At 50.0% G+C, this 26,001-nt stretch carries 25 protein-coding genes, 2 tRNA genes and 1 other RNA gene; 14 read left to right on the forward strand and 14 right to left on the reverse strand.

From position 1 onward, the window contains the following. The first annotated feature begins 1 nt into the window (after position 1). Positions 2–445 carry an Lrp/AsnC family transcriptional regulator gene (locus ACE3MN_RS10700; protein WP_004133011.1) on the forward strand — a complete coding sequence of 148 codons (444 nt, stop codon included), beginning with the start codon at positions 2–4 and terminating at the stop codon, positions 443–445. Between the two features lie 107 nt (positions 446–552). Here the strand turns inward: ACE3MN_RS10700 and ACE3MN_RS10705 are convergent. The 5 genes from ACE3MN_RS10705 to ACE3MN_RS10725 form a co-directional block, all read right to left on the reverse strand. Continuing rightward, positions 553–683, reverse strand: a non-coding RNA gene (locus ACE3MN_RS10705) — RtT sRNA. Positions 684–727: 44 nt separating this feature from the next. Then, a tRNA-Tyr gene (locus tag ACE3MN_RS10710) sits at positions 728–812 on the reverse strand. Between the two features lie 35 nt (positions 813–847). Beyond that, a tRNA-Tyr gene (locus tag ACE3MN_RS10715) sits at positions 848–932 on the reverse strand. Between the two features lie 159 nt (positions 933–1,091). Further along, on the reverse strand, positions 1,092–1,934 hold the full coding sequence (gene purU / locus ACE3MN_RS10720) for a formyltetrahydrofolate deformylase (RefSeq protein ID WP_024357873.1): 843 nt from the start codon (positions 1,932–1,934) through the stop codon (positions 1,092–1,094). Between the two features lie 42 nt (positions 1,935–1,976). Then, complete coding sequence (locus ACE3MN_RS10725; protein ID WP_004132203.1) at positions 1,977–2,435, reverse strand: YchJ family protein; 459 nt, start codon at positions 2,433–2,435, stop codon at positions 1,977–1,979. Between the two features lie 112 nt (positions 2,436–2,547). Between ACE3MN_RS10725 and rssA the strand changes: the two genes are divergently transcribed. The 3 genes from rssA (at position 2,548) to galU (ending at position 5,650) form a co-directional block, all read left to right on the forward strand. Further along, on the forward strand, positions 2,548–3,447 hold the full coding sequence (gene rssA, locus ACE3MN_RS10730) for a patatin-like phospholipase RssA (protein ID WP_102649715.1): 900 nt from the start codon (positions 2,548–2,550) through the stop codon (positions 3,445–3,447). An 89-nt stretch (positions 3,448–3,536) separates the two neighbouring features. After that, positions 3,537–4,550 carry a two-component system response regulator RssB gene (gene rssB, locus ACE3MN_RS10735; RefSeq protein WP_375364360.1) on the forward strand — a complete coding sequence of 338 codons (1,014 nt, stop codon included), beginning with the start codon at positions 3,537–3,539 and terminating at the stop codon, positions 4,548–4,550. 197 nt (positions 4,551–4,747) lie between these two features. Then, positions 4,748–5,650, forward strand: coding sequence for a UTP--glucose-1-phosphate uridylyltransferase GalU (gene galU / locus ACE3MN_RS10740; RefSeq protein ID WP_004121722.1), 903 nt, complete (start codon positions 4,748–4,750; stop codon positions 5,648–5,650). Between the two features lie 134 nt (positions 5,651–5,784). Here galU and hns read toward each other — a convergent pair whose 3' ends face one another. Next, positions 5,785–6,192 (reverse strand): histone-like nucleoid-structuring protein H-NS, encoded by a 408-nt coding sequence (hns, locus tag ACE3MN_RS10745; RefSeq protein WP_004121719.1) that lies wholly within the window; start codon positions 6,190–6,192, stop codon positions 5,785–5,787. A gap of 556 nt (positions 6,193–6,748) precedes the next feature. Here hns and tdk point away from each other — a divergent pair. Next, complete coding sequence (tdk, locus tag ACE3MN_RS10750) at positions 6,749–7,366, forward strand: thymidine kinase (RefSeq protein WP_004132199.1); 618 nt, start codon at positions 6,749–6,751, stop codon at positions 7,364–7,366. Positions 7,367–7,540: 174 nt separating this feature from the next. On the opposite strand, the gene adhE is transcribed toward tdk, so the two are convergent. Next, positions 7,541–10,216 (reverse strand): bifunctional acetaldehyde-CoA/alcohol dehydrogenase, encoded by a 2,676-nt coding sequence (gene adhE, locus ACE3MN_RS10755; RefSeq protein WP_004132197.1) that lies wholly within the window; start codon positions 10,214–10,216, stop codon positions 7,541–7,543. Between the two features lie 478 nt (positions 10,217–10,694). Between adhE and ACE3MN_RS10760 the strand changes: the two genes are divergently transcribed. The 7 genes from ACE3MN_RS10760 (at position 10,695) to ACE3MN_RS10790 (ending at position 18,561) form a co-directional block, all read left to right on the forward strand. Beyond that, positions 10,695–11,342, forward strand: coding sequence for a YchE family NAAT transporter (locus ACE3MN_RS10760; protein WP_004132196.1), 648 nt, complete (start codon positions 10,695–10,697; stop codon positions 11,340–11,342). A 747-nt stretch (positions 11,343–12,089) separates the two neighbouring features. Beyond that, positions 12,090–13,721, forward strand: coding sequence for an oligopeptide ABC transporter substrate-binding protein OppA (oppA, locus tag ACE3MN_RS10765; protein WP_004134042.1), 1,632 nt, complete (start codon positions 12,090–12,092; stop codon positions 13,719–13,721). An 88-nt stretch (positions 13,722–13,809) separates the two neighbouring features. After that, positions 13,810–14,730, forward strand: a complete 921-nt coding sequence (gene oppB / locus ACE3MN_RS10770) for an oligopeptide ABC transporter permease OppB (protein WP_004121700.1) — start codon at positions 13,810–13,812, stop codon at positions 14,728–14,730. Positions 14,731–14,744: 14 nt separating this feature from the next. Further along, positions 14,745–15,653, forward strand: a complete 909-nt coding sequence (gene oppC, locus ACE3MN_RS10775) for an oligopeptide ABC transporter permease OppC (RefSeq protein WP_049085441.1) — start codon at positions 14,745–14,747, stop codon at positions 15,651–15,653. Positions 15,654–15,664: 11 nt separating this feature from the next. Further along, a complete protein-coding gene (locus ACE3MN_RS10780) occupies positions 15,665–16,678 on the forward strand; it encodes an ABC transporter ATP-binding protein (RefSeq protein ID WP_024357876.1) in 1,014 nt (337 codons plus the stop codon). Next, positions 16,675–17,679, forward strand: coding sequence for a murein tripeptide/oligopeptide ABC transporter ATP-binding protein OppF (gene oppF, locus ACE3MN_RS10785; protein WP_004121693.1), 1,005 nt, complete (start codon positions 16,675–16,677; stop codon positions 17,677–17,679). The genes ACE3MN_RS10780 and oppF overlap by 4 nt, the downstream gene beginning before the upstream one ends. Positions 17,680–17,724: 45 nt before the next feature. Then, positions 17,725–18,561: an ion transporter gene (locus ACE3MN_RS10790; protein ID WP_098065656.1), complete on the forward strand. Its 837-nt coding sequence runs from the start codon at positions 17,725–17,727 to the stop codon at positions 18,559–18,561. A gap of 67 nt (positions 18,562–18,628) precedes the next feature. Here the strand turns inward: ACE3MN_RS10790 and ACE3MN_RS10795 are convergent, their stop codons facing one another. Both ACE3MN_RS10795 and cls read right to left on the reverse strand, forming a co-directional pair. After that, entirely contained in the window at positions 18,629–18,958 is a 330-nt protein-coding gene (locus tag ACE3MN_RS10795) for an HI1450 family dsDNA-mimic protein (protein ID WP_004103097.1), read from the reverse strand. Positions 18,959–18,992: 34 nt separating this feature from the next. Beyond that, positions 18,993–20,453: a cardiolipin synthase gene (cls, locus tag ACE3MN_RS10800; RefSeq protein ID WP_004134054.1), complete on the reverse strand. Its 1,461-nt coding sequence runs from the start codon at positions 20,451–20,453 to the stop codon at positions 18,993–18,995. Positions 20,454–20,596: 143 nt separating this feature from the next. Between cls and ACE3MN_RS10805 the strand changes: the two genes are divergently transcribed. Further along, positions 20,597–20,770, forward strand: a complete 174-nt coding sequence (locus ACE3MN_RS10805; RefSeq protein WP_004121687.1) for a YciY family protein — start codon at positions 20,597–20,599, stop codon at positions 20,768–20,770. 58 nt (positions 20,771–20,828) lie between these two features. Here ACE3MN_RS10805 and ACE3MN_RS10810 read toward each other — a convergent pair whose 3' ends face one another. The 3 genes from ACE3MN_RS10810 to ACE3MN_RS10820 all read right to left on the reverse strand — a co-directional run bounded on the left by ACE3MN_RS10810 (position 20,829) and on the right by ACE3MN_RS10820 (position 22,993). Further along, positions 20,829–21,125: a YciI family protein gene (locus ACE3MN_RS10810; RefSeq protein ID WP_004103089.1), complete on the reverse strand. Its 297-nt coding sequence runs from the start codon at positions 21,123–21,125 to the stop codon at positions 20,829–20,831. A gap of 1,000 nt (positions 21,126–22,125) precedes the next feature. After that, on the reverse strand, positions 22,126–22,479 hold the full coding sequence (locus ACE3MN_RS10815; RefSeq protein WP_170918840.1) for a hypothetical protein: 354 nt from the start codon (positions 22,477–22,479) through the stop codon (positions 22,126–22,128). Then, the gene (locus tag ACE3MN_RS10820) at positions 22,472–22,993 is read right to left on the reverse strand and encodes a hypothetical protein (RefSeq protein ID WP_375364361.1); all 522 of its coding nucleotides are present in this window, start codon (positions 22,991–22,993) and stop codon (positions 22,472–22,474) included. Before ACE3MN_RS10820 ends, ACE3MN_RS10815 begins: the two co-directional genes overlap by 8 nt. A 1,267-nt stretch (positions 22,994–24,260) precedes the next feature. On the opposite strand from ACE3MN_RS10820, the gene ACE3MN_RS10825 reads away from it, so the two are divergent. Beyond that, the gene (locus ACE3MN_RS10825; protein ID WP_375364362.1) at positions 24,261–24,578 is read left to right on the forward strand and encodes a hypothetical protein; all 318 of its coding nucleotides are present in this window, start codon (positions 24,261–24,263) and stop codon (positions 24,576–24,578) included. A 46-nt stretch (positions 24,579–24,624) separates the two neighbouring features. Here ACE3MN_RS10825 and ACE3MN_RS10830 read toward each other — a convergent pair whose 3' ends face one another. Together ACE3MN_RS10830 and ACE3MN_RS10835 are read right to left on the reverse strand one after the other, a co-directional pair. Then, entirely contained in the window at positions 24,625–24,987 is a 363-nt protein-coding gene (locus ACE3MN_RS10830; protein ID WP_052954250.1) for a protease inhibitor I42 family protein, read from the reverse strand. A 330-nt stretch (positions 24,988–25,317) separates the two neighbouring features. Then, entirely contained in the window at positions 25,318–25,941 is a 624-nt protein-coding gene (locus ACE3MN_RS10835; protein WP_042947327.1) for a recombinase family protein, read from the reverse strand. Positions 25,942–26,001: the final 60 nt, after the last annotated feature.

Below are 26,001 nucleotides of genomic sequence, written 5' to 3' on the forward strand. Positions count from 1 at the left end.
GATGGATAACCTTATTGATGATATTGACCGACAAATTTTAGCCTGTCTGGTGGAGGATGCGCGCGTCTCGCTGAAGGTGCTGAGCGGTCATATTGGCCTGACCTCGCCCAGCACGGCGGAGCGTCTGAAAAGGCTTGAGGAGCGCGGGGTGATTCAGGGTTACGGTGCGCGGGTGAATCTTGCGGCGTTAGGCTATACGCTGCAGGCGCTGGTGCGGGTTCGCCCATTGCCTGGGTTGTTACATAAAGTGGATAAGTACATTCAGGCGATGCCGGAGTGCATTGAAAGCGACAAAGTGACCGGCGAGGATTGCTTTGTCATCAGGCTGGTGGTGCGGTCGATAGAGCAGTTGGATACGCTGCTCGATGGCCTGGCGGAGCATGCCCAGTGCAATACCTCTATCGTGAAGAGTTCGCCGGTCAAGCGCCGGCTGCCGCCGATGTAGCCGTGCGTCGCCGGGTGACGGCAGAGTCTTACCCGGCCTACGACAAGGCAACGACATAACGGGTGGCAATGTATTTTTCAGGGATAATTAAGCTACAGAAGAAATGATGGTGGTGGGGGAAGGATTACTCGTCGCGCTGCGCCTCGCCCTTCGGGTCGTTGCCTGCGGCAACGCTTTCTCGCTTCGCTCGAATCGAACCTTAGTCGAAGCTTCTCATCCTTCCCACATGGGATGAATACGGGGCGCTGAGCGAAGTGTGAATTTAAAACGATATGCAAGTGATGGTGGTGGGGGAAGGATTCGAACCTTCGAAGTCGATGACGGCAGATTTACAGTCTGCTCCCTTTGGCCGCTCGGGAACCCCACCAGGGGTAATTTAAATTTTGAGGTCAAGCTGCGAGATGGTGGTGGGGGAAGGATTCGAACCTTCGAAGTCGATGACGGCAGATTTACAGTCTGCTCCCTTTGGCCGCTCGGGAACCCCACCACGGGGTAATGCTTAATACTGGCCTGCTTCCTTATCGGTAAGCGGGGCGCATCATATCAAATGACGCGCCACTGTAAAGTATTCCTTTGATAAAAATAAACTGATTGCCTGATTTTTATGCGTAAAGACGCAAAGCTAACCAGCTAATTTCATTATCGATTAAAGAATAATCGTCCGGTTACCGTAAACGAATACCCGCTGAGCAAGAACCTGATACAGCGCGCGGCTCAGAACGTTTTTCTCGACGTCGCGTCCAGCGCGCATCATATCTTCCGCAGTGTAGGTATGATCGACGTGAATGACATCCTGCATAATGATTGGACCTTCATCCAGATTATCGTTCACGTAGTGTGCGGTGGCGCCGATGATCTTCACCCCGCGGTCATAGGCCTGGTGATACGGACGCGCGCCGATAAAAGCAGGCAAGAATGAGTGGTGGATATTAATAATTTTATTCGGGAAGCGAGAGACAAACTCGGGGGTCAATACCCGCATGTATTTCGCCAGCACGACATAATCTGGTTCAAGCGCGGCGATAGCGTCGCCCATCTTTTTATCATGCTCTTCGCGGGTTAACCCCTCATGGCTCACCAGTTGGAAGGGAATATCAAAGCGTTCTACCAGCGAGCGCAGAGTTTCGTGATTGCCGATGACGGCGGCGATTTCTACGTCCAGCCCGCCATAGTTGGCTTTCATCAGCAGATCGCCGAGGCAGTGCGCTTCTTTGGTGACCAGAATGACGACCCGACGGCGTCCTGCCGGGTTGAGCTCACGAATTGAACCTTCCGGCAGCGCGCTGTCGAGGTCAGCCAGGAGAATGGAGTCATTGAAAATACCCTCGAGCTCGGTACGCATAAAGAAGCGGCCGGTCCGGTGGTCAACGAACTCATTGTTCTGCACGATGTTAAGTTCGTGCTTGTAGCAGATATTCGTGATACGCGCGATGAGGCCTTTCTGATCAGGGCAAATGGTGCGTAGTACTTTACGTTGTAGTGAATGCATCGCGGGGAAAATCCTGTAGTGTTTGCTATTCCTGCTGCTGGCTTACTGGCCGCAGCATTTTTTAAATTTTTTACCTGAACCGCAAGGGCAGGGATCGTTACGACCGATTAGCGGTCGCGTGCCGTCAATATAATACCACTGTCCGTTTTCTTTTAAGAATCGGGATCGTTCAATAATGGCCCCGGAGCGGTTATCGTCAGCGTAACGAGCGATAAAGCTGACGAAGCCCTCATCGGGGCTCTTGCCTTTATCGGCGGCAAAGACGGTGAGACCATGCCACTGCGTGCGGGTAAAACCGTTTTCAAGGTCAGCGCGAAACTGCTGCGCCTGGCAGGAGGGATGCCAGGTTTTAATCAGATAGTCGGCGTCTTTCATTACAAACGCGCTATAGCGGGAGCGCATCAGCTGTGACGGATCGGGCGCCAGCTGCGCGCCAGCCAGATAACGCTGACAACATGAGCTATACTCCAGAGCGCTGCCACAGGGGCATAATGGCGACAAAACGGCCTCCATGGGTAAAAGAGAGACGGCGCTATGCCGCCAAAGCGCATTATGTTAACTGAGGTATGGCGATGATGCCATGCCCGGAGTGGAAGGATATGTTTCGGCACTAATGAGAAAGCTTAAAATTGGATTGGCGCTAGGGGCTGGCGCCGCTCGGGGATGGTCGCATATCGGCGTGATTAATGCGTTACGGCGGACGGGTATCGACATTGATGTTATCGCAGGGTGCTCAATTGGCTCACTGGTAGGGGCGGCGTACGCCTGCAACCGACTTCCGGCGCTGGAGAAATGGGTCTGCTCCTTTAGCAACTGGGATGTCCTGAAATTAATGGATCTTTCCTGGCAGCGGGGCGGCCTGCTGCGGGGCGAGCGCGTATTTAGCCAATACCGTAAACTCATGCCCGTCAGCGAGATTGAGCGCTGCGAGCGCCGGTTTGCGGCGGTCACCACGAATTTAAGCACCGGTCGCGAACTGTGGTTTACGGAAGGGGATCTGCATCTGGCGATCCGTGCGTCCTGTAGCATGCCTGGCCTGATGGCGCCGGTGATACATAATGGCTACTGGCTGGTGGATGGCGCGGTGGTGAATCCGGTGCCGGTATCGCTGGCTCGGGCAATGGGCGCAGATATTGTCATTGCCGTTGATTTGCAGCACGATGCGCATCTGATGCAGCAGGATTTGTTATCCATGGAGGTGCCGCATCCGGAGAGCGAAGAAGATTTCTCGTGGCATTCACGGTTGCGTTCTCGCCTGGCGCGTATGACTTCGCGACGGGTGACGAGAGCGCCAACGGCGATGGAAATCATGTCGACGTCTATTCAGGTTCTGGAGAATCGCCTCAAGAGAAACCGCATGGCGGGCGACCCGCCTGATATTCTGATTCAGCCCTTTTGCCCGCAAATCTCCACGCTTGATTTCCATCGGGCTGGCGAAGCTATCGCCGCCGGGCATCTGGCAGTGGAAAAGAAAATGGATGAACTATTACCTTTAGTGCGTACCTCCGTGTAGCGCATTTGATGCATACTTAAGTAAATTCTGACAGGCGGTAGTGTGAATATCATGCCACTATTAAATTATCGTCAGTCAGGGGAGAGATCATGACGCAGCCATTGGCGGGAAAACAGATTCTGATAGTTGAAGACGAACCCGTTTTCCGCTCTCTTATGCACACTTGGTTGGCTTCACTTGGCGCGACCATCGTCCAGGCGGAAGATGGTGTGGATGCGCTGCAAAAAATGGCCGAGTCCAAACCCGATTTGATGATTTGCGATATTTCAATGCCGCGAATGAACGGTCTGCAGCTGGTAGAGCATGTGCGTAACCAGGGCGAGCAGTTGCCGATTCTGATGATTTCAGCGACGGAAAACATGGCGGACATCGCCAAAGCGTTGCGCCTGGGCGTTCAGGATATTCTGCTCAAACCGGTAAAAGATTTCGATCGCCTGAGAGAAACCGTTTATGCCTGCCTCTATCCCAATATGTTTAATTCACGTGTTGAAGAAGAAGAGCGCCTGTTTGAGGACTGGGATGCGCTGGTTAGCGATCCTACCGCGGCGTCAAGGCTGCTACAGGAGCTCCAGCCGCCGGTGCAACAGGAAATGTCACGTTGCCGGATTCACTATCGGCAGCTTGTCTCCGCCGATAAGCCTGGATTAGTGCTGGATATTGCGCCGCTATCAGAAAACGATCTGGCGTTTTATTGTCTGGATGTCACACGAGCAGGTGATAATGGGGTCCTGGCAGCCTTATTGCTGCGCGCGCTGTTCAATGGGTTGCTGCAGGAACAGTTTGCCCATCAGGGTCAGCGTTTACCAGAGATGGGCAGCCTGTTAAAACAGGTTAACCAATTGCTGCGGCAGGCTAATTTACCGGGGCAATTTCCATTATTGGTAGGGTATTACCACAGTGGCTTGAAAAATTTAATTTTAGTCTCTGCGGGTTTGAATGGCACGCTGAATACGGGGGAGCACCAAATTCAGATTAGTAATGGCGTTCCGTTGGGGACATTAGGTAATGCATATCTTAACCAAATTAGTCAACGCTGTGCATCATGGCAGTGCCAAATTTGGGGGGCTGGCGGACGTTTACGCCTGATGTTGACTACGGAGTGAACAATTGTACTTATTTTTAGGCTCGCGGGATTACCACGCGATCTTTTGTGGTGGTACTATCGCCGGGTTTAATGCGTAAAATTCCTAATTCGAAGATATCTAATCCTTTTCGGAACAGGTTTGTCTGATCAGGCTGATATACTCGATACCATATTATTAACGAGAAGTTTAAAAAACGAACAGTCCAGGAGATTTCAATGGCTGCGCTTAATTCAAAAGTAAGAAAAGCTGTCATCCCGGTTGCGGGATTAGGCACCAGGATGTTGCCCGCTACTAAGGCTATTCCGAAAGAAATGCTGCCGCTGGTAGATAAGCCATTAATTCAATATGTTGTTAACGAATGTATTGCCGCCGGGATTACTGAAATTGTTCTGGTTACGCACTCTTCGAAAAACTCTATCGAAAACCATTTCGATACCAGTTTTGAACTGGAAGCGATGCTGGAAAAACGCGTAAAACGCCAGCTGCTGGAGGAAGTACAATCTATTTGTCCGCCGCACGTAACTATTATGCAAGTGCGTCAGGGGCTGGCTAAAGGTTTGGGTCACGCTGTGCTTTGCGCGCACCCGGTTGTGGGTGATGAGCCGGTCGCGGTCATTTTACCGGACGTTATTCTTGATGAATATGAATCCGATCTGTCTCGCGACAACCTGGCCGAAATGATGGCTCGTTTTGATGAGACCGGCGCAAGCCAGATCATGGTTGAACCGGTTGCTGACGTCACCGCGTACGGCGTTGTCGATTGCAAAGGCCTGGCCCTGCAGCCGGGTGAGAGCGTGCCGATGGTTGGTGTCGTTGAGAAACCGAAAGCGGACGTGGCGCCATCTAATCTGGCGGTTGTCGGCCGCTACGTGCTGAGCGCGGATATTTGGCCGCTTCTGGCAAAAACGCCTCCGGGAGCCGGGGATGAGATTCAGCTGACCGATGCCATCGATATGCTGATCGAAAAAGAAACGGTAGAAGCCTATCATATGAAAGGCAAGAGCCACGACTGCGGTAATAAACTGGGCTATATGCAGGCTTTTGTTGAATATGGCGTACGCCACAAGTCGCTGGGCGAAGAATTTAAAGCCTGGCTGGAAAAAGCCGTAGCGAAGTAATCGTTCGTGACAGAATGCGAAACCGGGAGCGAAATTCGTTTCCCGGTTTTTTTATGCCCGACCGGGACCGGTCCCGAATAACGGATAAAAAAAATCCCGCCGAAGCGGGATTTTTAAACGGATACGATAGCTTATTACAGCAGGAAATCGTCCAGGGATTTACCTTGCTCATCCATCGCTTTCTTGATCACTGCCGGAGTACGACCCTGACCAGTCCAGGTTTTAGTTTCGCCATTCTCGTCAACGTAGCTGTATTTAGCCGGACGTGCAGCGCGCTTGGTTTTCGTTCCTGCTTTAACTGCAGCCATGGTGCTCAGCAGTTCATTAGGATCAATACCGTCTGCAATCAGCATTTCACGGTATTGCTGCAGTTTACGAGTGCGTTCTTCAATTTCCGCAGCCGCAGCGCTTTCTTCTTCACGACGTTCGTTAACGACAACTTCTAATTTTTCCAGCATTTCTTCGAGCGTTTCAAGGGTGCATTCTCTTGCCTGCGCACGAAGAGTACGGATGTTGTTCAAAATTTTAAGTGCTTCGCTCATTGTAGTAATCTCAAACTTATATTGTGGGGTGGTTTGTTGGACTAATAATAGAGCGATAAATTCAGATGTGCAATAGGGGAGAATGTAAGGAAGTCAAAATAACTTGTTATTTGTCTCGGGAATTAATTCATTTAACTTAAATTTTATGTGCGGGTTCACATCTTTTTTGCTTATAGGATGGCGGAAGGCATTAGCTAAAACCCTGAGATAGTATGCTTTTTCCGACGCGCGGTGGGGAAAATTATACTGTGTATGGATAAATATCTTTGTGGGTATTAGCGCAGCAGCGGCGATGATGTTTAATATAAAACACTTGTCCACAGCGGTTATAGCTATCAGAAAATGCTCGATAAGCACAAAAGGGCAATAGTGACGTCAGCGTGGCCGCTTGGGTCGCACCAATAGCAGGCATTACCATTCAATTAAGAGGCTTAATCTTTCGGGTATCCACACCGTGAACATTACCGGCAATACCCACACGGAGAGGGCTGATAGTAGGTGAATATATGATACAATTTTACGGCAAAAAAACACATTGATTGGGGTTACGCGGCCGATGGCACAACTTTATTTCTACTATTCAGCAATGAATGCAGGCAAGTCTACCGCTCTGTTGCAGTCTTCATACAATTACCAGGAGCGAGGGATGCGCACGCTGGTTTATACCGCGGAGATTGATGACCGCTTTGGTTCGGGGAAAGTGAGTTCAAGGATTGGCCTCTCATCGCCCGCGCGGTTGTATAATACTCAGACGGCGTTATTTGCAGACATTGCGGCAGAACATAAGCGTCAGCCGATTCACTGCGTATTAGTTGATGAGAGCCAGTTCCTGACCCGTGAGCAGGTACGCGACCTGTCTGAGGTGGTGGACCAGCTTGATATTCCGGTGTTGTGTTATGGGTTGCGAACAGATTTTCGCGGCGAACTTTTTACGGGCAGCCAATATTTGCTGGCGTGGTCCGATAAGCTGGTTGAATTAAAAACTATCTGTTTCTGCGGTCGTAAGGCGAGTATGGTTTTGCGCCTCGATCAGGAAGGGCGCCCGTACAATGAAGGGGAACAGGTCGTGATTGGCGGTAATGAACGTTATGTCTCGGTATGCCGTAAGCATTATAAAGAGGCGCTGAGCGAAGGTTCTCTGACCGCTGTACAGAACAAACAGCACATTTGCTAACCCTCCCCGCCAAACCCTCTCAGGCGCTTTTACAGCGCCTTTTTTCCATCGCTAAGCTAGCGCCTGGATTATACGTTTCGGCTGTCTGAGGCGATTTGTCGGCTGCTGAACGGCGGATAAAAAAAGCCCCATCAAAAGATGGGGCTTCGCGTCACTGACTTTACAGCTGTTGGATTAAGCGGATTTTTTCGCTTTCTTCTCAGCTTTAGCCGGTGCGGCTTCTTTTTTCTCTTCCACACCGCCTTCAACGTAGTTACGTCCGTAGAAGGTATCCAGCAGAATCTGTTTCAGCTCGGCGATCAGCGGGTAGCGCGGGTTTGCGCCGGTGCACTGGTCGTCAAAAGCGTCTTCAGACAGCTTATCAACGTGGGCCAGGAAGTCAGCTTCCTGCACGCCAGCTTCGCGGATAGACTTAGGAATACCCAGTTCAGCTTTAATTTCGTCCAACCAGCCAAGCAGTTTTTCGATTTTCGCTGCGGTGCGGTCACCCGGAGCAGTCAGACCCAGATGGTCAGCGATTTCAGCGTAGCGACGACGAGCCTGTGGACGGTCGTACTGGCTGAAGGCCGTCTGTTTGGTCGGGTTGTCGTTAGCGTTATAACGAATCACGTTGCTGATCAACAGGGCGTTCGCCAGACCGTGAGGAATGTGGAACTGAGAGCCCAGTTTGTGCGCCATTGAGTGACATACGCCCAGGAAGGCGTTCGCAAACGCGATACCGGCGATGGTCGCAGCACTGTGTACACGCTCACGCGCTACCGGGTTTTTAGACCCTTCATGGTAGGACGCCGGCAGGTTTTCTTTCAGCAGCTTAAGCGCCTGCAGAGCCTGACCGTCAGAGAACTCGGAAGCCAGTACGGAAACGTAAGCTTCCAGGGCATGCGTCACGGCATCCAGACCACCGAAAGCACACAGTGACTTCGGCATTTCCATAACCAGGTTGGCGTCAACAATCGCCATGTCCGGAGTCAGCGCATAGTCTGCCAGCGGATATTTCTGACCGGTTGCGTCATCGGTAACCACGGCGAACGGCGTAACTTCAGAACCGGTGCCGGAAGTCGTGGTGATCGCCACCATCTTCGCTTTGACGCCCATTTTCGGGAACTTGTAGATACGTTTACGGATATCCATAAAGCGCAGCGCCAGTTCTTCGAAGTGGGTTTCCGGATGTTCGTACATGACCCACATAATTTTCGCAGCATCCATCGGGGAGCCGCCGCCCAGCGCGATAATCACGTCTGGTTTGAAGGAGTTGGCCAGCTCAGCGCCTTTACGTACGATGGTCAGGGTCGGGTCAGCTTCAACTTCAAAGAAAACTTCCGTTTCTACGCCAGCGGCTTTCAGCACAGAAGTGATCTGGTCTGCATAGCCGTTGTTGAACAGGAAGCGGTCGGTCACGATCAGCGCGCGTTTGTGACCATCAGTAATCACTTCATCCAGCGCGATTGGCAGTGAGCCACGACGGAAGTAGATAGATTTCGGAAGTTTGTGCCACAACATGTTTTCAGCTCGCTTAGCAACGGTTTTCTTGTTGATCAGGTGCTTAGGACCAACGTTTTCCGAGATGGAGTTACCACCCCATGAACCACAACCCAGAGTCAGGGAAGGTGCGAGTTTGAAGTTATACAGGTCACCGATACCACCCTGAGAAGCCGGGGTGTTGATCAGGATACGCGCGGTTTTCATCAACTGGCCGAAGTAAGCAACGCGTTCTGGCTGGTTGTCCTGGTCGGTATACAGGCAGGAGGTGTGGCCGATGCCGCCCATTGCTACCAGTTTTTCAGCTTTATCAACTGCGTCTTCGAAATTCTTCGCACGATACATCGCCAGTGTCGGAGACAGTTTTTCGTGGGCAAACGGTTCGCTTTCATCAACGTCGGTAACTTCACCAATCAGAATTTTGGTGGAAACAGGGACGGTGAAGCCAGCCAGCTCAGCGATTTTATACGCTGGTTGACCAACGATCGCGGCGTTCAGCGCGCCGTTTTTCAGGATGATGTTCTGCACAGCCTTCAGTTCCTGGCCCTGCAGCAGATAGCCGCCGTGGCTGGAGAAACGTTCGCGAACGGCATCGTATACGGAATCAACAACCACAACGGACTGCTCAGAAGCACAAATAACGCCGTTATCGAAGGTTTTTGACATCAGTACGGAAGCGACAGCACGCTTGATATCAGCCGTTTCGTCGATGACAACCGGGGTGTTACCCGCGCCAACGCCGATGGCAGGTTTACCGGAACTGTACGCCGCTTTAACCATGCCTGGACCGCCGGTCGCGAGGATCAGGTTGATATCCGGGTGGTGCATCAGCGCGTTCGACAGTTCTACGGAAGGCTGGTCAATCCAACCAATCAGATCTTTCGGCGCGCCGGCAGCGATCGCAGCCTGCAGGACGATGTCAGCAGCTTTATTGGTTGCATCTTTAGCACGCGGATGCGGAGAGAAGATGATGGCGTTACGCGTCTTCAGGCTGATCAGAGATTTAAAGATCGCAGTTGAAGTCGGGTTAGTGGTTGGGACGATACCGCAGATAATACCAATCGGTTCAGCGATGGTGATCGTACCGAAGGTGTCATCTTCAGACAGGACACCGCAGGTCTTTTCATCTTTATAGGCGTTATAGATGTATTCAGAAGCAAAGTGGTTTTTGATCACTTTATCTTCGACGATACCCATGCCGGATTCGGCAACGGCCATCTTCGCGAGAGGGATTCGAGCATCAGCAGCGGCCAGAGCGGCGGCGCGGAAGATTTTGTCGACTTGTTCTTGAGTGAAACTGGCATATTCACGCTGGGCTTTTTTTACGCGCTCTACGAGTGCGTTAAGTTCAGCGACATTAGTAACAGCCATAATGCTCTCCTGATAATGTTAAACTTTTTTAGTCAATCAGTAGCTCGATTCGACAGTATAGACATTGTGTTAACGGCTTGCATGTAAATGTTAACGTAAAGAATTTTGTGCTTCTGACTTCACCGATTGACTAAAAAAGCTTTGCTTTATTCTTTCAGGTACCGCTGTTTTGCCTCCTCGCTGGATGTAAACAAGGTTACTCACTTCTGGGTACAATTTATGTGATCTAAATCAATAATCAGCCAAGCTGATACCTTTCAGCAGGTCGTTTTTTGACCTGTTTGATCAAGTGTAATGATTAGGTATGCTAATTAAAGGATTAAATAGCATTGCGGAAACAAATAAGTAACATCCGAGCGTAATTATGAGCTTATGCGTCAGCAGAGATGAATTATGCCATCAAACAGCGTATCTTCTCGCGGATATTTTATGCTGGTAACTATCAACAGCCATTTTTAATGATGCTGCGGAGCGCCCTGTGATTCAGTCGATGTTTGATTTTTCAGCTTACTTTAAATTTTTTATTGGATTATTTGCGCTGGTCAACCCGGTAGGCATTATCCCGGTCTTTATTAGCATGACCAGCTACCAGACGGCGGCGGTGCGTAACAAAACCAACCTGACAGCCAACCTGTCGGTGGCCATTATCCTGCTCACATCGCTATTTTTAGGCGACGCGATTCTGCAGGTCTTCGGGATTTCCATCGATTCATTCCGTATTGCTGGCGGAATTCTGGTCGTCACCATCGCCATGTCGATGATCAGCGGCAAGCTTGGGGAGGACAAACAGAACAAGCAAGAAAAATCAGAAACGGCCATTCGCGAAAGTATCGGCGTTGTTCCGCTGGCGCTGCCTCTGATGGCGGGACCCGGCGCCATCAGCTCAACCATTGTCTGGGGAACCCGCTACCATAGCGTCGCCCATTTTGTCGGATTTTCAGTGGCGATTGCTCTTTTTGCGCTGTGCTGCTGGGGGATTTTCCGTATGGCCCCCTGGCTGGTTCGCCTGCTTGGCCAAACCGGCATTAACGTGATTACCCGTATCATGGGGCTGTTGCTGATGGCGCTTGGGATCGAGTTCATCGTTACCGGGATTAAGGCGCTCTTTCCTGGCCTCGTGAATTAACCAGCGTCCGACTCGCGGGACAATCTGTTCCGCGTTTGCTCATTATCGGCAAAACATATTAAAAAAAGTGATTTTCCGCCCTGCAATACGCTTTTCTAATGCTTTGTCATTACTGTTTATTATCAAGAATTTACCCATTCCCCTCGTCACCATCGCGGCTTTTTACCCACATTAATTACTGTTATTTTCTTCACATCATTCTCTGGTGCTTGCCGTCTGATAATCGAAATGATATTAGTAATTTCCCCTATGAAGCAGATGAATGTGCTAAATAATAAGCGATTGTTAAATTTTCGTACAAAAAAGCAGCTGTTCGGCGCGGGATGACGCATAGCGTGAGGGATTTATCACAATCCTTTGATAGTAATAAGATTAATAAACTTGGCCGTGCGAATAAGGGAATAAAACTCCGCCGCCTGCGGGCCACAAAAGAGAATTCGGTAACATATTTGCAAATTGCATTGGCGGACAATAAAGCGTTTTGGTACTTTCCGGCGTGATCTTTGGCGGAATACCTACGCAAATGAGAATTTTTATTATATAGCCCCTCGGGACTAAAATTGCCTCCGGACAGGGGGGTAAGAATCGACGTCAAGGCTGCCGTTTGAGCGGCCGTAATAAATAAGTCGGTGATAGCAAGCAGTACTCTCTGACAGCAGCATAAACTCCTGCACTGTTCAGAATCCAGAAAAGAGAAAACAGGCTGGTTAAATAACCAGTAATTATAATGATTGGAGTAACAAACACATGACCATCATCACGAAAAAAAGCCTGGTAGCCGCAGGAGTACTCTCTGCGTTAATGACCATCAACGCCGCCGTTGCGGCAGATGTACCGGCAGGGGTACAGCTGGCGGACAAACAAACGCTGGTACGTAACAACGGCTCCGAAGTTCAGTCCCTCGATCCGCATAAAATTGAAGGCGTGCCGGAGTCCAATATTAACCGCGATTTGTTTGAAGGGCTGCTGGTAAGCGACCTCGACGGTCATCCGGTCGCGGGCGTTGCGGAAAAATGGGACAACAAAGATTTTAAAGTCTGGACCTTCCATCTACGTAAAGATGCAAAGTGGTCCGACGGCACGCCGGTTACGGCACAAGATTTCGTTTATAGCTGGCAGCGCCTGGCGGATCCGAAAACCGCTTCTCCTTATGCAAGCTATCTGCAGTATGGTCATTTAGCCAATATTGACGACATTATCGCCGGGAAAAAACCAGCGACCGATCTGGGCGTAAAAGCGCTTGACGATCATACCTTTGAAGTGACCCTTAGCGAACCGGTGCCGTACTTCTACAAACTGCTCGTTCACCCATCCGTTTCGCCGGTACCTAAATCCGCCATTGAGAAATTCGGTGACAAATGGACCCAGCCGGCCAATATCGTCAGCAATGGCGCGTATAAATTAAAAGATTGGGTTGTTAACGAACGCATTGTTCTGGAGCGTAATACCAACTACTGGGATAACGCCAAAACCGTGATTAATCAGGTCACCTTCCTGCCGATTTCTTCAGAAGTCACCGACGTTAACCGCTACCGCAGCGGTGAAATCGATATGACCTATAACAACATGCCGATCGAGCTGTTCCAGAAACTGAAAAAAGAGATCCCGAAGGAAGTTCACGTCGATCCGTATCTGTGTACTTATTATTACGAAATCAATAACCAGAAAGCCCCGTTTACCGACGTTCGCGTGCGTACGGCTCTGAAGATGGCGCTGGATCGCGACATTATTGTCAATAAAGTGAAGAACCAGGGCGACCTGCCAGCCTATAGCTACACGCCGCCTTATACCGATGGCATGAAGCTTATTGAGCCCGAGTGGTTCAAGTGGTCGCAGGAAAAACGTAACGAAGAAGCGAAAAAATTGCTGGCCGAAGCGGGCTATAGCGCTGATAAGCCGCTGACCTTCAATCTGCTGTATAACACTTCCGATTTGCACAAAAAACTGGCTATCGCGGTGGCGTCCATCTGGAAGAAAAACCTCGGCGTAAACGTGAAGCTGGAAAACCAGGAATGGAAAACCTTCCTTGATAACCGCCATCAGGGCACCTTTGATATTGCGCGCGCCGGCTGGTGTGCGGACTATAACGAACCGACCTCCTTCCTCAATACGATGCTGAGCGACAGCTCAAACAACACATCACATTATAAGAGCCCGGCTTTCGACAAGATTATCGCTGAAACGCTGAAAACCAGCGACGAAGGGAAACGCGCGGACCTCTATGCGCAATCTGAGCAGCAGCTGGATAAAGACTCCGTCATCGTACCGGTCTTCTATTATGTCAACGCCCGTTTGGTTAAACCGTGGGTAGGTGGCTATACAGGCAAAGACCCGCTGGATAATACCTATACAAGAAATATGTACATTGTGAAGCACTAATGGCAATACGTGGGGCAGGCGTTAACGCTTGCCTCACGGTGTCTTATTTCATCGCACTATTAAAGGCACAGGCCAGAAGGTACGGGCAATGTTAAAATTCATCTTTCGTCGCTGTCTGGAAGCGATTCCGACGCTATTTATTCTTATTACTATCTCTTTCTTCATGATGCGTCTTGCACCGGGAAGCCCTTTTACCGGTGAACGTACGCTGCCGCCGGAAGTCATGGCGAATATTGAAGCAAAATACCATTTAAACGACCCCATCATGACCCAGTACTTCAATTACCTGAAGCAGCTGGCGCACGGTGATTTCGGTCCTTCCTTTAAATATAAAGATTACTCGGTTAACGATCTGGTCGCTTCCAGCTTCCCGGTGTCAGCCAAATTAGGCTTCGCCGCGTTTTTTCTGGCGGTTGTGCTTGGCGTGAGCGCCGGGGTGATTGCGGCTTTGAAGCAAAATACAAAATGGGATTTTGCCGTGATGGGGGTGGCAATGACCGGGGTGGTGATACCGAGTTTCGTGGTCGCGCCGTTACTGGTCATGATATTTGCTATCACCCTGCACTGGCTGCCGGGCGGCGGATGGAACGGCGGGGCGCTGCAATATATGATTTTGCCGATGGTCGCCCTGTCGTTGGCCTATATCGCCAGCATCGCGCGTATTACCCGTGGCTCTATGATCGAAGTTCTCCACTCTAACTTCATTCGCACCGCCCGGGCAAAAGGCTTACCGATGCGGCGCATTATTCTGCGCCATGCATTAAAGCCCGCGCTGCTGCCGGTGCTCTCCTATATGGGGCCCGCCTTTGTCGGCATTATTACCGGCTCAATGGTTATCGAAACCATCTATGGCCTGCCGGGAATCGGTCAACTGTTCGTCAACGGCGCGCTGAACCGCGACTACTCGCTGGTCCTTAGTCTGACCATTCTGGTGGGCGCATTGACCATTCTGTTTAACGCGATTGTTGACGTGCTGTACGCCGTTATCGATCCGAAGATCCGTTACTAACGCTGGGGTTCGCCATGATGTTAAGTAAGAAAAACAACGAGGCGCTGGAAAACTTCAGTGAAAAGCTGGAAGTCGAGGGACGCAGCCTCTGGCAGGACGCTCGCCGCCGCTTTATGCATAACCGCGCTGCCGTCGCCAGCCTGATTGTGCTGGTGATTATTGCGCTGTTTGTCACCATCGCGCCGATGGTATCGCAGTTTTCCTATTACGATACCGATTGGGGCATGATGTCCAGCGCGCCCGATACGGAGTCCGGGCACTACTTTGGTACCGACTCTTCCGGCCGCGACCTGCTGGTGCGGGTGGCGATTGGCGGGCGTATCTCATTAATGGTCGGCGTGGCCGCTGCGCTGGTGGCGGTGATTCTGGGAACGCTTTACGGGTCGCTTTCCGGCTATCTTGGCGGCAAAGTGGATTCGGTAATGATGCGTCTGCTGGAAATCCTCAACTCCTTCCCGTTTATGTTCTTCGTCATCCTGCTGGTGACCTTTTTTGGTCAGAATATCCTGCTGATTTTCGTTGCCATCGGGATGGTCTCCTGGCTGGATATGGCGCGTATCGTTCGCGGCCAGACCCTGAGCCTGAAGCGTAAAGAGTTTATTGAAGCTGCGCAGGTTGGCGGCGTTTCAACGGGCAATATCGTTATCCGCCATATCGTGCCTAACGTGCTTGGCGTGGTCGTGGTGTATGCCTCACTGCTGGTGCCGAGCATGATTTTGTTCGAATCCTTCCTGAGCTTCCTCGGCCTGGGTACCCAGGAGCCGTTAAGCAGCTGGGGCGCGCTGCTCAGCGATGGCGCCAACTCGATGGAAGTTTCGCCGTGGCTACTTCTGTTTCCTGCCGGTTTCCTGGTGGTAACGCTGTTTTGTTTTAACTTTATCGGCGATGGCCTGCGTGATGCCCTCGACCCGAAAGACCGCTAAGGAGCGCCGACATGAGTACGATGGAAACGGCGAAAGCGCCGCAGGCAGCACAACAATCCGGACTGCTTCTGGATGTGAAAGATCTCCGCGTCACCTTTGGTACTCCCGATGGTGATGTGACCGCGGTCAACGATCTCAATTTTAATCTGCGGGCAGGGGAAACCTTAGGCATCGTGGGCGAGTCCGGTTCCGGCAAATCGCAGACCGCTTTTGCGCTGATGGGCCTGCTGGCGGCGAACGGTCGCATCGGCGGTTCTGCGACCTTTAACGGTAAGCAGATCCTCAACCTTCCGGAGCGCGAACTGAATAAGCTGCGCGCCGAGCAGATCTCAATGATTTTTCAGGACCCGATGACCTCGCTGAATCCGTATATGCGGGTAGGGGAGCAGCTGATGGAAGTCCTGATGCTGCATAAAGCGTTGAGCAAAGCCGAAGCCTTTGAAGAGTCGGTGAAAATGCTGGACGCGGTCAAAATGCCCGAAGCGCGTAAACGGATGAAAATGTATCCGCACGAATTTTCCGGCGGCATGCGCCAGCGCGTAATGATTGCGATGGCGCTGCTGTGCCGGCCTAAGCTGCTGATTGCCGATGAGCCGACAACGGCGCTGGACGTGACCGTACAGGCGCAAATCATGACGCTGCTTAATGAGCTCAAGCGCGAGTTCAATACGGCGATCATTATGATTACCCACGATCTCGGCGTCGTCGCCGGGATCTGCGATAAGGTGCTGGTAATGTACGCCGGGCGTACGATGGAATATGGTCAGGCGCGCGACGTCTTTTATCAACCATCGCACCCTTATTCTATCGGTCTGCTCAATGCGGTGCCGCGGCTGGATGCGGAAGGCGATGCTCTGTTAACGATTCCGGGCAATCCGCCGAACCTGCTGCGGCTGCCGAAGGGCTGTCCGTTCCAGCCGCGCTGTCCGCATGCGATGGAAATTTGCAATAGCGCTCCGCCTCTGGAGGAGTTTGCACCGGGCCGCCTGCGCGCCTGCTTTCAACCGGTGGGGGATTTGCTATGAACGCCGTAACGGAACAAAGAAAAGTCCTGCTCGAAATCGCCGATCTGAAAGTGCACTTTGATATTAAAGACGGTAAACAGTGGTTCTGGCAGCCGTCGAAAACGCTGAAAGCGGTGGATGGCGTAACGCTGCGTCTGTATGAAGGTGAAACCCTGGGCGTGGTCGGCGAGTCCGGATGCGGAAAATCGACCTTCGCGCGCGCGATCATTGGTCTGGTCAAAGCCACCGACGGTAAAGTCGCCTGGCTAGGTAAAGATTTGCTGGGAATGAAGGCCGACGAATGGCGCGACGTGCGCAGCGATATTCAGATGATCTTTCAGGATCCGCTGGCGTCGCTAAACCCGCGCATGACTATCGGGGAAATTATCGCCGAGCCGCTGCGTACCTATCATCCGAAAATGCCGCGTCAGGAAGTTCGCGATCGCGTTAAGGCGATGATGATGAAAGTGGGGCTGCTGCCGAACCTGATTAACCGCTACCCGCATGAGTTCTCCGGCGGCCAGTGTCAGCGCATCGGTATTGCCCGTGCGCTCATTCTTGAGCCGAAGCTCATTATTTGCGATGAGCCGGTTTCGGCGCTGGATGTGTCGATTCAGGCGCAGGTAGTGAATCTGCTGCAGCAGCTGCAGCGTGAAATGGGACTATCGCTGATTTTTATCGCCCACGATCTGGCGGTGGTGAAGCACATTTCTGACCGCGTACTGGTGATGTATCTCGGGCATGCCGTGGAACTGGGCACCTACGATGAGGTGTACCATAATCCGCTGCATCCTTATACCAAAGCGCTGATGTCGGCGGTGCCGGTGCCGGACCCCGATAAAGAGAAGAATAAAACTATCCAACTGCTGGAGGGGGAATTGCCATCGCCGATTAACCCGCCGTCGGGATGCGTATTTCGCACGCGGTGCCCGATTGCCGGGCCGGAGTGCGCTAAGACGCGACCGGTGCTGGAGGGCAGTTTCCGACACGCGGTTTCCTGCCTGAAGGTAGACCCGTTATAATCTCTGGGGCTGACGCAGGTCAGCCCTTTTTTTAGCGAGGTTAACGTGGCTTTTCATATTCATGCCGCTCGTCTGCGGCTGTATCATTTACTCTTCGATCAAAACCGTCGCACCGGCCGGCATTTTGAGGGATTCTGCGGCCTCTTTGCGCTGCTTAGCGTGCTGGTGATATTTATCGAGTCCGGATTGGGAACGCAATATCATCTGACGGTAGATGAATGGCATGTCTTTGTCTGGCTTGAGCTTATTGTCACCGCGGTTTTTACCTGCGAGTATATTCTGCGCATTATCAGTTGGCCGAATCCGCTAAAGTATATTTTCAGCTTTTGGGGAATTATTGATCTTGCCACTATCTTACCGCTCTACGTAATGTGGCTATGGCCTGAGATCAGTATTGAGTACGTGTTCGCCTGGCGGGCCATGCGCGCGATTCGCGCTCTGCGTATTCTTAAACTGCTGCGTTTTATGCCGTCGCTGAATATTTTCTGGACCGCCATCGTCAGCGCTCGCCACCAGTTGATTCTGTTCTACTCTTTTATTGCCATCGTGATGGTGATTTTTGGCGCCCTGATGTATCTGGTTGAGGGGCCGCGATATGGGTTTACTACGCTGAATGCGTCGGTTTACTGGGCGATTGTGACGATAACCACGGTGGGATATGGCGACATCACGCCGCATACGCCGCTCGGGCGAATTCTGGCCTCCATCCTTATCTTAATCGGCTACTCAATTATTGCGATTCCCACCGGCTTAATTACCACCCATATGACCACGACCTTTCAGAATCGCCGTACTCAGCGCATATGTTCGAATTGTCAGCATGCAAATCATGAAAAAGACGCCCGCTACTGCAACGCCTGCGGCAGTAAACTACCCGAATAAATAAAAAAGCCTGCTCTGGTTAAACCCGGCAGGCTTATTCTGTATCGTTATTTACTTAAGAAAGATTTTATTCGCGCCACAGGATATGACAGAGCTTGTGGTCTTTTTCACGGCACAGCAGCACGCGCGCAAAAATATCGTTAATCTCGCCGCCATCTTCATCGGCCAGGCCAATGACCACTTCCGCGAAGAAGTCAGGGTTGAGGTCAAAATCGACGTGCTCTTCCCAGTCAGGCGCCGGGTCAAAGAGCTCAGCGCCGCCGCGTTCTTCAAACTGCAGATTGAACAGAATGACATCCGCCGGGTCGAGGTTGTCGACGGCCAGCTCGAGGAAAATGTCGTAAGCCTGTTCAAGCGTTTCGTCTTCGGTCAGGCGATTGTTTAAATCCATATCCATGATTGCTACCCATTAAACATCTGATTGGCACGTTTTACAGCAACGGACTGAAGAAGTAAAACAGTCGCTCGGCGATCCGCTGCCACAGCGGACGTTTTAACCATAGCCTGGCGTCCAGCAGGCGCGAGCGGGAGATATAATCATCCTGCACCGCGGCCAGATCGCTGCCAAATCCGGCATCGTCAATCACCAGCGTAATCTCGAAGTTCAACCACAGGCTGCGCATGTCGAGGTTAACGGTGCCCACCAGGCTGAGCTCGCCGTCAACCAGCACGCTCTTGGTATGCAGCAGGCCGCCTTCAAACTGGTAGATCTTCACCCCGGCAGCCAGCAGTTCGGTAAAGAAGGCGCGGCTGGCCCAGCCCACCAGCAGCGAGTCGTTCTTGCGCGGCAGGATGATGCTGACATCGACGCCGCGCTGGGCGGCGGTGCAGATGGCATGCAGAAGATCGTCACTGGGCACAAAGTAGGGAGTCGTCATGATCAAATGCTCTTTGGCCGCGTAGGCGGCAGTGAGCAGAGCCTGATGGATCAAATCTTCCGGAAAGCCCGGGCCCGAGGCGATAGTGTGAATCGTGTGCCCGCTGGCCTCTTCGAACGGCATAATGTTCGCGTCCGGCGGCGGCGGTAAAATACGTTTACCGGTTTCAATCTCCCAGTCGCAGGAGTAGACAATGCCCATGGCTGTCGCTACAGGCCCTTCCATTCGCGCCATCAGATCGATCCACTGGCCAACGCCGGAGTCCTGCTTAAAGAAACGCGGATCAACCAGATTCATACTGCCGGTATAGGCAATATAGTTATCGATCATGACCATTTTACGGTGCTGACGCAGGTCCATACGGCGCAGGAAGACGCGCATCAGGTTGACCTTCAGCGCTTCGACGACTTCAATGCCGGCATTACGCATCATCGCAGCCCAGGGGCTGCGGAAAAAGGCCACGCTCCCGGCGGAGTCGAGCATCAGCCGGCAATGTACACCGCGTCTGGCCGCCGCCATTAATGATTCGGCGACCTGGTCGGCCATGCCGCCAGGCTGCCAGATATAGAAGACCATCTCAATATTGTGCCGGGCGAGCTGGATATCGCGGATGAGCGCTTGCATGACGTCATCGGACTCGGTGAGCAGCTGGAGCTGGTTTCCTTTGACGCCGCCAATTCCCTGACGGCGTTCGCAGAGTTTGAACAACGATTCGGCGACCGGGCTATTATCATCGGCAAAGATATGCTTGCAGGCTTTGAGATCTTTTAACCACTTGGCCGTCGAGGGCCACATGGCCCGCGCGCGCTCGGCGCGGCGTTTACCCAGATGCAGTTCGCCGAACGAGAGATAGGCGATAATTCCCACCAGCGGAAGAATATAAATGACAAGCAGCCAGGCCATCGCTGACGGGACCGCGCGTCTTTTCATTAATATCCGTAATGTTACACCGGCGATAAGTAGCCAGTAACCAAGTATAACCAGCCAGTTCACCACCGTGTAAAAGGTTGTCATAGATGAAAAATCCTTTTGAATGACTTGATGACATGAGTTTACGCATCAACATCCATCTGGCAAATAAAAACGCAGCGAAAGCGTTGGTTAGCCAGATTCATCGGTCTATAATGCAGGCTGTTTTCACTCGTAGAGTAGTTGTAATGAAGCGTAGTAGAACGGAAGTAGGGCGCTGGCGCATGCTTCGGCAGGTGAGCCGCCGTAAAGCACGCTGGCTGGAAGGCCAGTCGCGTCGTAATATGCGCATCCTCGCCATCAGAAAAGAGCTGGTTAAGCGGCAACGACACTCTCTGCTGTTCACCTTCTCTGAGTTTTGAGAGTCGAAACAAAAGGCACCGCTCGCGGTGCCTCTGTTTTTTGCCAACATTTGGTTCTTTAGAATACTTTTTTATACGGTTTTACAGATACTTTCTGATAAACCCCTGCGGCGATATACGGATCGTCATTGGCCCATGATTGCGCCGCTTCCAGTGATTCAAATTCCGCAATTACCGTTGAGCCGGTGAAGCCCGCCGCGCCGGGTTCATTACTGTCGACTGCGGGCATTGGGCCGGCGGTCAGTAAACGACCTTCATCATGTAATAATTGCAAACGCGCCAGGTGGGCGGGACGTACCGACGTCCGTTTTTCCAGAGAGTCGGCGATATCTTCAGCGTAGATAACGTAAAGCACGGCATGGCTCCTTATCAATAAATTGGCGAATCACGTTAAGTGAAACCGTCGTTGACTGCAATGCAAAGATGCTCACGATCCCCAGAATGCCACGTCCCGGCGGCTTTTTGTCATAAATCAGGGCAAATTTTGATACAAGCCAACAACCCTAGTTGAATATGATTGCTATTTGCATTTAAAATCGGGGCATCATTTTTCAACAGAAACGACTATGAGCGCAATGACCCTTGAATATAGGCTATTCGGGTTTTGGGTTATCTGGCGTTCATTTGACTTGCAAGCCTCCTTTAAGTCCCTTCTCATCTCACATTGCCAATTGATTGCCACGCTGGTTTTATGTACAGTGAATCGTGATAAAGCAAGTAGCATTCAGGAGATTACATATGTCCTCTTATGATTCGCGGGTTCAGTTGACGTCAAAAAGCAGCGTTATCTATAAGTTTCTGGTTCATGCGGATAGCCCGCAGGGGGCAAGAGTCAAAGTCCAAAATCATCTGAGAAAGCTGGGAGATTTTGATTTCAGTGAAATTTGCATTTCGTCTATGGAGGTGAGGGGGGATGTCTTGCTTCTAAACCCTGACGGTACAAAGTGCCTGATTATTTAAGGTACAAGCTATCATCGAAATGTATGTTTTTTGAGCAAATGGACTATAGCGATGTGATGTCGCTGCTTATCACTACACCCTGCAATACCGTAACGCTTAACCAATTCATAGCCGACCTTATCCAGCCTTTTCAGTAGCTGTTCAGGTAGCGATAAGACCAAATTAAAGGCTACGGGGGTAATCACCTCTTGCTTATCATTTTGTTTCAGTGGGTTGAATGCGTAAAGGTTCATTGTTCAGTCTCCACGTTTCGTAGCATTTCACCAATTGCCAGTATTAGACGCTGTTCTTCTGACTTAATCCCGCTACCGATTCGGCTTGCCAGCCTTTCCAGTTTCCCCAAATAAAAAGGGTGAAGGTTGAGAGCTATGTTTGCTCGTACTTTCTGACCATATTCATTGAAGAGTTGATTCATTTAGCCCTCCCATCGACTGAGCAACTTCAGCCGCTTCTGAGGCTGCTGTTATGGCTTTGTTTCGTTTTGTCTGTGCTTCAAGGATTCGTACAGTTGCATCACGCTGCAAGCGGGTGACCTTTGAAGAAGCTGCTTTCAGAATCCCGTCACAGAATGCTTTATGCTGGTTGCTCATGGCGCTGGTGGCCTTAACGTAATCAGCGGGATTAATACCTATAGCTTCACAGAAAGGCTGTACAGCGTCGATAGCAGTCACCGTATGGCGTTGCATTAACTGAGCCTGTAAAGCAGCAATCTGAGCCTTGTAAGCGGCTTCAGTGACTTTGTTAGTCATTACCCACCTCATCAGCGACAATCACAGATAGATACGATTCAAGCGGTTTAATTCCCGATAACGCTTCTTCAGCCTGTTTCACCAATACGTTGTGGGCATGGATAGCCCTATTTATCTTATTCGCTTTCTCAGTGATTCCTGCATCAACAAATTTCTCAGCAGCTTTCTTACATGCCTTTTCAATCTCAGCAAGCGGGTTATGTTTTGGTGACTGCTGTAATGGTACAAACTTGATAAATCCAGCGCCCATCTCATACACAACGTAATTCTCATTCATCATGTTCTGAATAATAGTCTGTACCATCGCTGGGTGTGTAACCTGTCGGATTCGGAACCCGTAATCTTCGACTGGCTGAGACATTAGCTGCTTAGTCTTGACAGCAATAAGAGTATCTTTATTCAGGCTGTCTGCGTTGTAAATATCCTTTGCATCTTCGATATTTTCCAGTGCAGCTTTAATTTTGGGGATGAAGTGTGATTCGATTTCAATTCGTTTCTGTGTAGGACTATTCATTATTAACGCTCTCGTGAAATTCAGATACAAAAATACACCACACAGGCCGTCTTTTTACGTAACCCGTGTAGTGTAATCTGGAATGTGTAAGGGGTTGGCTAACCTGTCTCCGAGGAAGGATGCCACAGGAAAGCCATTAATTTGTCAGGAAATCAATCCAATATACAAATGTTAACATGTTGTTAAATCCTGTCAAGGGGTTTCAGTTTCTGACAGATAGCCTTAATGATTTCGTACCGTCTGGTTTTAGTCATCATACGAGGCGGGGTGTAATCAGAGGGAGGTGTAATTCCTGTTAATTCGGAAAGGCTCTTATACTGCATGTAGAATTGATGTGTCTTTTCAGCTACGATAGTAAAGTATTTCTTCATTCATATTAATAATCCTTAAACAGGAAAGGTCACCCCCCCATGATAAAACCTGAGAAAGTGACCTGCCAGCTATTCTCATCTATCTAAGACCCTGTTGACCGATTTTGATAAATGAGCATTACTGTATTATTATCATACGTAACTGTGTTTTTGTCCAGTGGTATTTTGTTATTACTGAAATTGATGGATGGTTATTATTGGCATGGTGGAAAAGCATATTTAGCACTTTTTGCTATTGACGGATTTTTTACGATTGATATAATGCATTAAGACCTTTACAGATTGTTTTTAAAGTTTTCTGATTATCACTAATTGAATGCTGCAATAAGAAAATGGCTTACGCCAAAAGCCATTAAAATCTTATTATCTCTTCAAAGATACTTAATCAATACCTTTAAAGATTACTGTTAAGATGTGGAATCACCAATCAAGGAATTATCCTTTCAACATTCGCATGGCTTCGCGTTGTCATGCTTCTTGCTTTCGCCTTGTAATCTATTCAGATAGCCTATCAGAATCCCTCAGCGAGTGCTAAACCAGCTCAGATTATAATTGCATCAAACCATCATCTTTGATAGAATAATCAGTCTATTAGGAGATGAATGTGAAACGTCGGAAACGATGTGGTAATTCTGCTGTAACGGCTCATTTAGTTGAGTTTGTAACAGATTCCAGTAAGCCCACCCGATTAGCAATCATCAAATAACAGACCGATGAACGGTGAAGGATTCACACCCCAAATGTGACCAACCTACAGCTATCACTTATTATCGGTTCCAATCGCTGCCTACACCCTGAAACAGCAGCACATAACGCTTACACGGCAAGGGTTTTTCTTTCACTGGTGATTTCTGCTAGTGGACTTGATTAACTTTTGAACATGGACAAACAGTGTTATGAGCGTTCTACCTTTCGATTTACCTGATAAGGCTATTCAGCCAACTAATCAATTCATCTTTCTGACTGGTACAGAAGACTTCACCACACGTAAAACTGCTGCGGCAAAGATTGCCAGAGCACGCGGTCAGCGTTTCTTTGTTCACATGTGCAAGAGACATGGTGCCAGTGAACATTATTCAAGCTGCATGGCTTGTGTTGAATGCCAGAAACAATGGTACAGGGATAACGGTAAGCATAAGCCGGATCCAGACATCAAATCTTTTAGCTCTGCCTATACAATTGCAGCGGTATTTTTCAAAGGTATTAGGCTGTGAGTAGATGATACATCCCTCCCTGCGAAAACAAAGAGGGAGGGCAAGATTACTTAATCACAACTTTAACTTCTTTTTCCTGCCAGCTTGATTTGTTAAATGACTGACCGTAAATGAGTTTTAGTGTGCTTTCCCCTTTCTTTTCACCAATGAAGTGAAGCACTTCTTCACCACCGCACCCTACGGCACCTTTCGGACAGTCTTTTGACTGCTCATATCCTCCAGAAACGAAAATCAATCCGTCAGGAAGGTCTTTAATCATCCAGCCGTAACCCGTAGTCGGATTGGACTCAAGGTATAGTTTGACATCTTTACCGACTTCACCTGTTACAGTAGTGGTTTCATTTGCAGCATTGGCTGTTATAGCAGCAGACATCATAACTCCGAAAACAACAGCTTTAACTTTGTTCATGTTACTCTTCCTTTTCACATATAAATCGACCAAAAAACCAGTGATACAACAATATCTGTTTTTCCATCTGCATGATTGAATCATGGCAGACTATGAATCCATCTCGAATGGCATTAATCTTATTTTTCCCAAAATTGGGTAAGGTCGTTTGATAGTCCAATATTTATACACTATGGAACATATCTATGAGGGTCTGGAAGATTTGATGAGCAGATGAATACCTGCTTAGAAGGCGAACCTGAGAAAGTAGCGGTTAACAAGCACTTTTTTGACATATCTACAATGAAATCAACAAGAAATCCCCGCTAAGATGCAGGGCGCGACTCCAAATTAAGCTAATTCTTTGAGACTCTTACTCACCTTTGCAACAGTCGCACGTGAACAGTTCACCGTGTCCATGATGTCACTGTACGACATACCAGCCTGCAACAGCTTGGCTATCTTCTCATTCCGCTGAGTGTCTTCTGGACGCCCCTTGAACTTGCCTTCAGCTTTGGCTTTAACAATCCCCTGAGCTTGTCTTCTCTTACGGTCGGTGTAATCCTTACGTGCAATAGCTGCCAGCATGTCAAGCATCATACCATTCAAAGCCTCCAGCATACGGTTAGTGAACTCATCACCCGATTGAATCAACTGGTGGCTGGTGGGCAAGTCCAGCGCTACAACCTTCACACCTTTCTCGTTGATGAGTGAACGCAACTTGTTCCAATCTTCACCACTAAGGCGAGACAGACGGTCTACTTGTTCCACAAGCATCACATCGCCTTTCTGTGCAATCTCAAGCAGTCTGAACAGTTCAGGACGTTGAAGAGATGCACCTGATTCATTCTCGGTGAAGTACGTGGCAATTGTCATACCGTTGGATTGAGCGAATTCATCAAGCTGCTGTTTAGCTCGTGAGGCGTCTTGCTCTTTCGTCGAAGCTCTGAGGTAAGCATAAACACGTGTAGTCATAATAGTGAACCCTTGGGAGTCTGTTTAAAGTGGTTCAATTATAACAGTCTGGTTTGAGTG

It is taken from the genome of Klebsiella grimontii (assembly GCF_042137965.1).
Classification (GTDB): domain Bacteria; phylum Pseudomonadota; class Gammaproteobacteria; order Enterobacterales; family Enterobacteriaceae; genus Klebsiella; species Klebsiella grimontii.

Excerpts from the sequence above, each read along its gene's own strand:
- ACE3MN_RS10815 (WP_170918840.1), bottom strand. The coding sequence starts at position 22,479 with ATGACTAACAAAGTCACTGAAGCCGCTTACAAGGCTCAGATTGCTGCT.
- purU (WP_024357873.1), bottom strand. The coding sequence starts at position 1,934 with ATGCATTCACTACAACGTAAAGTACTACGCACCATTTGCCCTGATCAG.
- ACE3MN_RS10700 (WP_004133011.1), top strand. The coding sequence starts at position 2 with ATGGATAACCTTATTGATGATATTGACCGACAAATTTTAGCCTGTCTG.
- adhE (WP_004132197.1), bottom strand. The coding sequence starts at position 10,216 with ATGGCTGTTACTAATGTCGCTGAACTTAACGCACTCGTAGAGCGCGTA.
- ACE3MN_RS10780 (WP_024357876.1), top strand. The coding sequence starts at position 15,665 with ATGAGTACGATGGAAACGGCGAAAGCGCCGCAGGCAGCACAACAATCC.
- hns (WP_004121719.1), bottom strand. The coding sequence starts at position 6,192 with ATGAGCGAAGCACTTAAAATTTTGAACAACATCCGTACTCTTCGTGCG.
- galU (WP_004121722.1), top strand. The coding sequence starts at position 4,748 with ATGGCTGCGCTTAATTCAAAAGTAAGAAAAGCTGTCATCCCGGTTGCG.
- ACE3MN_RS10825 (WP_375364362.1), top strand. The coding sequence starts at position 24,261 with ATGAGCGTTCTACCTTTCGATTTACCTGATAAGGCTATTCAGCCAACT.
- ACE3MN_RS10830 (WP_052954250.1), bottom strand. The coding sequence starts at position 24,987 with ATGAACAAAGTTAAAGCTGTTGTTTTCGGAGTTATGATGTCTGCTGCT.
- rssA (WP_102649715.1), top strand. The coding sequence starts at position 2,548 with ATGAGAAAGCTTAAAATTGGATTGGCGCTAGGGGCTGGCGCCGCTCGG.
- tdk (WP_004132199.1), top strand. The coding sequence starts at position 6,749 with ATGGCACAACTTTATTTCTACTATTCAGCAATGAATGCAGGCAAGTCT.
- rssB (WP_375364360.1), top strand. The coding sequence starts at position 3,537 with ATGACGCAGCCATTGGCGGGAAAACAGATTCTGATAGTTGAAGACGAA.
- oppA (WP_004134042.1), top strand. The coding sequence starts at position 12,090 with ATGACCATCATCACGAAAAAAAGCCTGGTAGCCGCAGGAGTACTCTCT.
- ACE3MN_RS10805 (WP_004121687.1), top strand. The coding sequence starts at position 20,597 with ATGAAGCGTAGTAGAACGGAAGTAGGGCGCTGGCGCATGCTTCGGCAG.
- oppF (WP_004121693.1), top strand. The coding sequence starts at position 16,675 with ATGAACGCCGTAACGGAACAAAGAAAAGTCCTGCTCGAAATCGCCGAT.
- ACE3MN_RS10835 (WP_042947327.1), bottom strand. The coding sequence starts at position 25,941 with ATGACTACACGTGTTTATGCTTACCTCAGAGCTTCGACGAAAGAGCAA.
- oppB (WP_004121700.1), top strand. The coding sequence starts at position 13,810 with ATGTTAAAATTCATCTTTCGTCGCTGTCTGGAAGCGATTCCGACGCTA.
- oppC (WP_049085441.1), top strand. The coding sequence starts at position 14,745 with ATGATGTTAAGTAAGAAAAACAACGAGGCGCTGGAAAACTTCAGTGAA.
- ACE3MN_RS10795 (WP_004103097.1), bottom strand. The coding sequence starts at position 18,958 with ATGGATATGGATTTAAACAATCGCCTGACCGAAGACGAAACGCTTGAA.
- ACE3MN_RS10820 (WP_375364361.1), bottom strand. The coding sequence starts at position 22,993 with ATGAATAGTCCTACACAGAAACGAATTGAAATCGAATCACACTTCATC.
- cls (WP_004134054.1), bottom strand. The coding sequence starts at position 20,453 with ATGACAACCTTTTACACGGTGGTGAACTGGCTGGTTATACTTGGTTAC.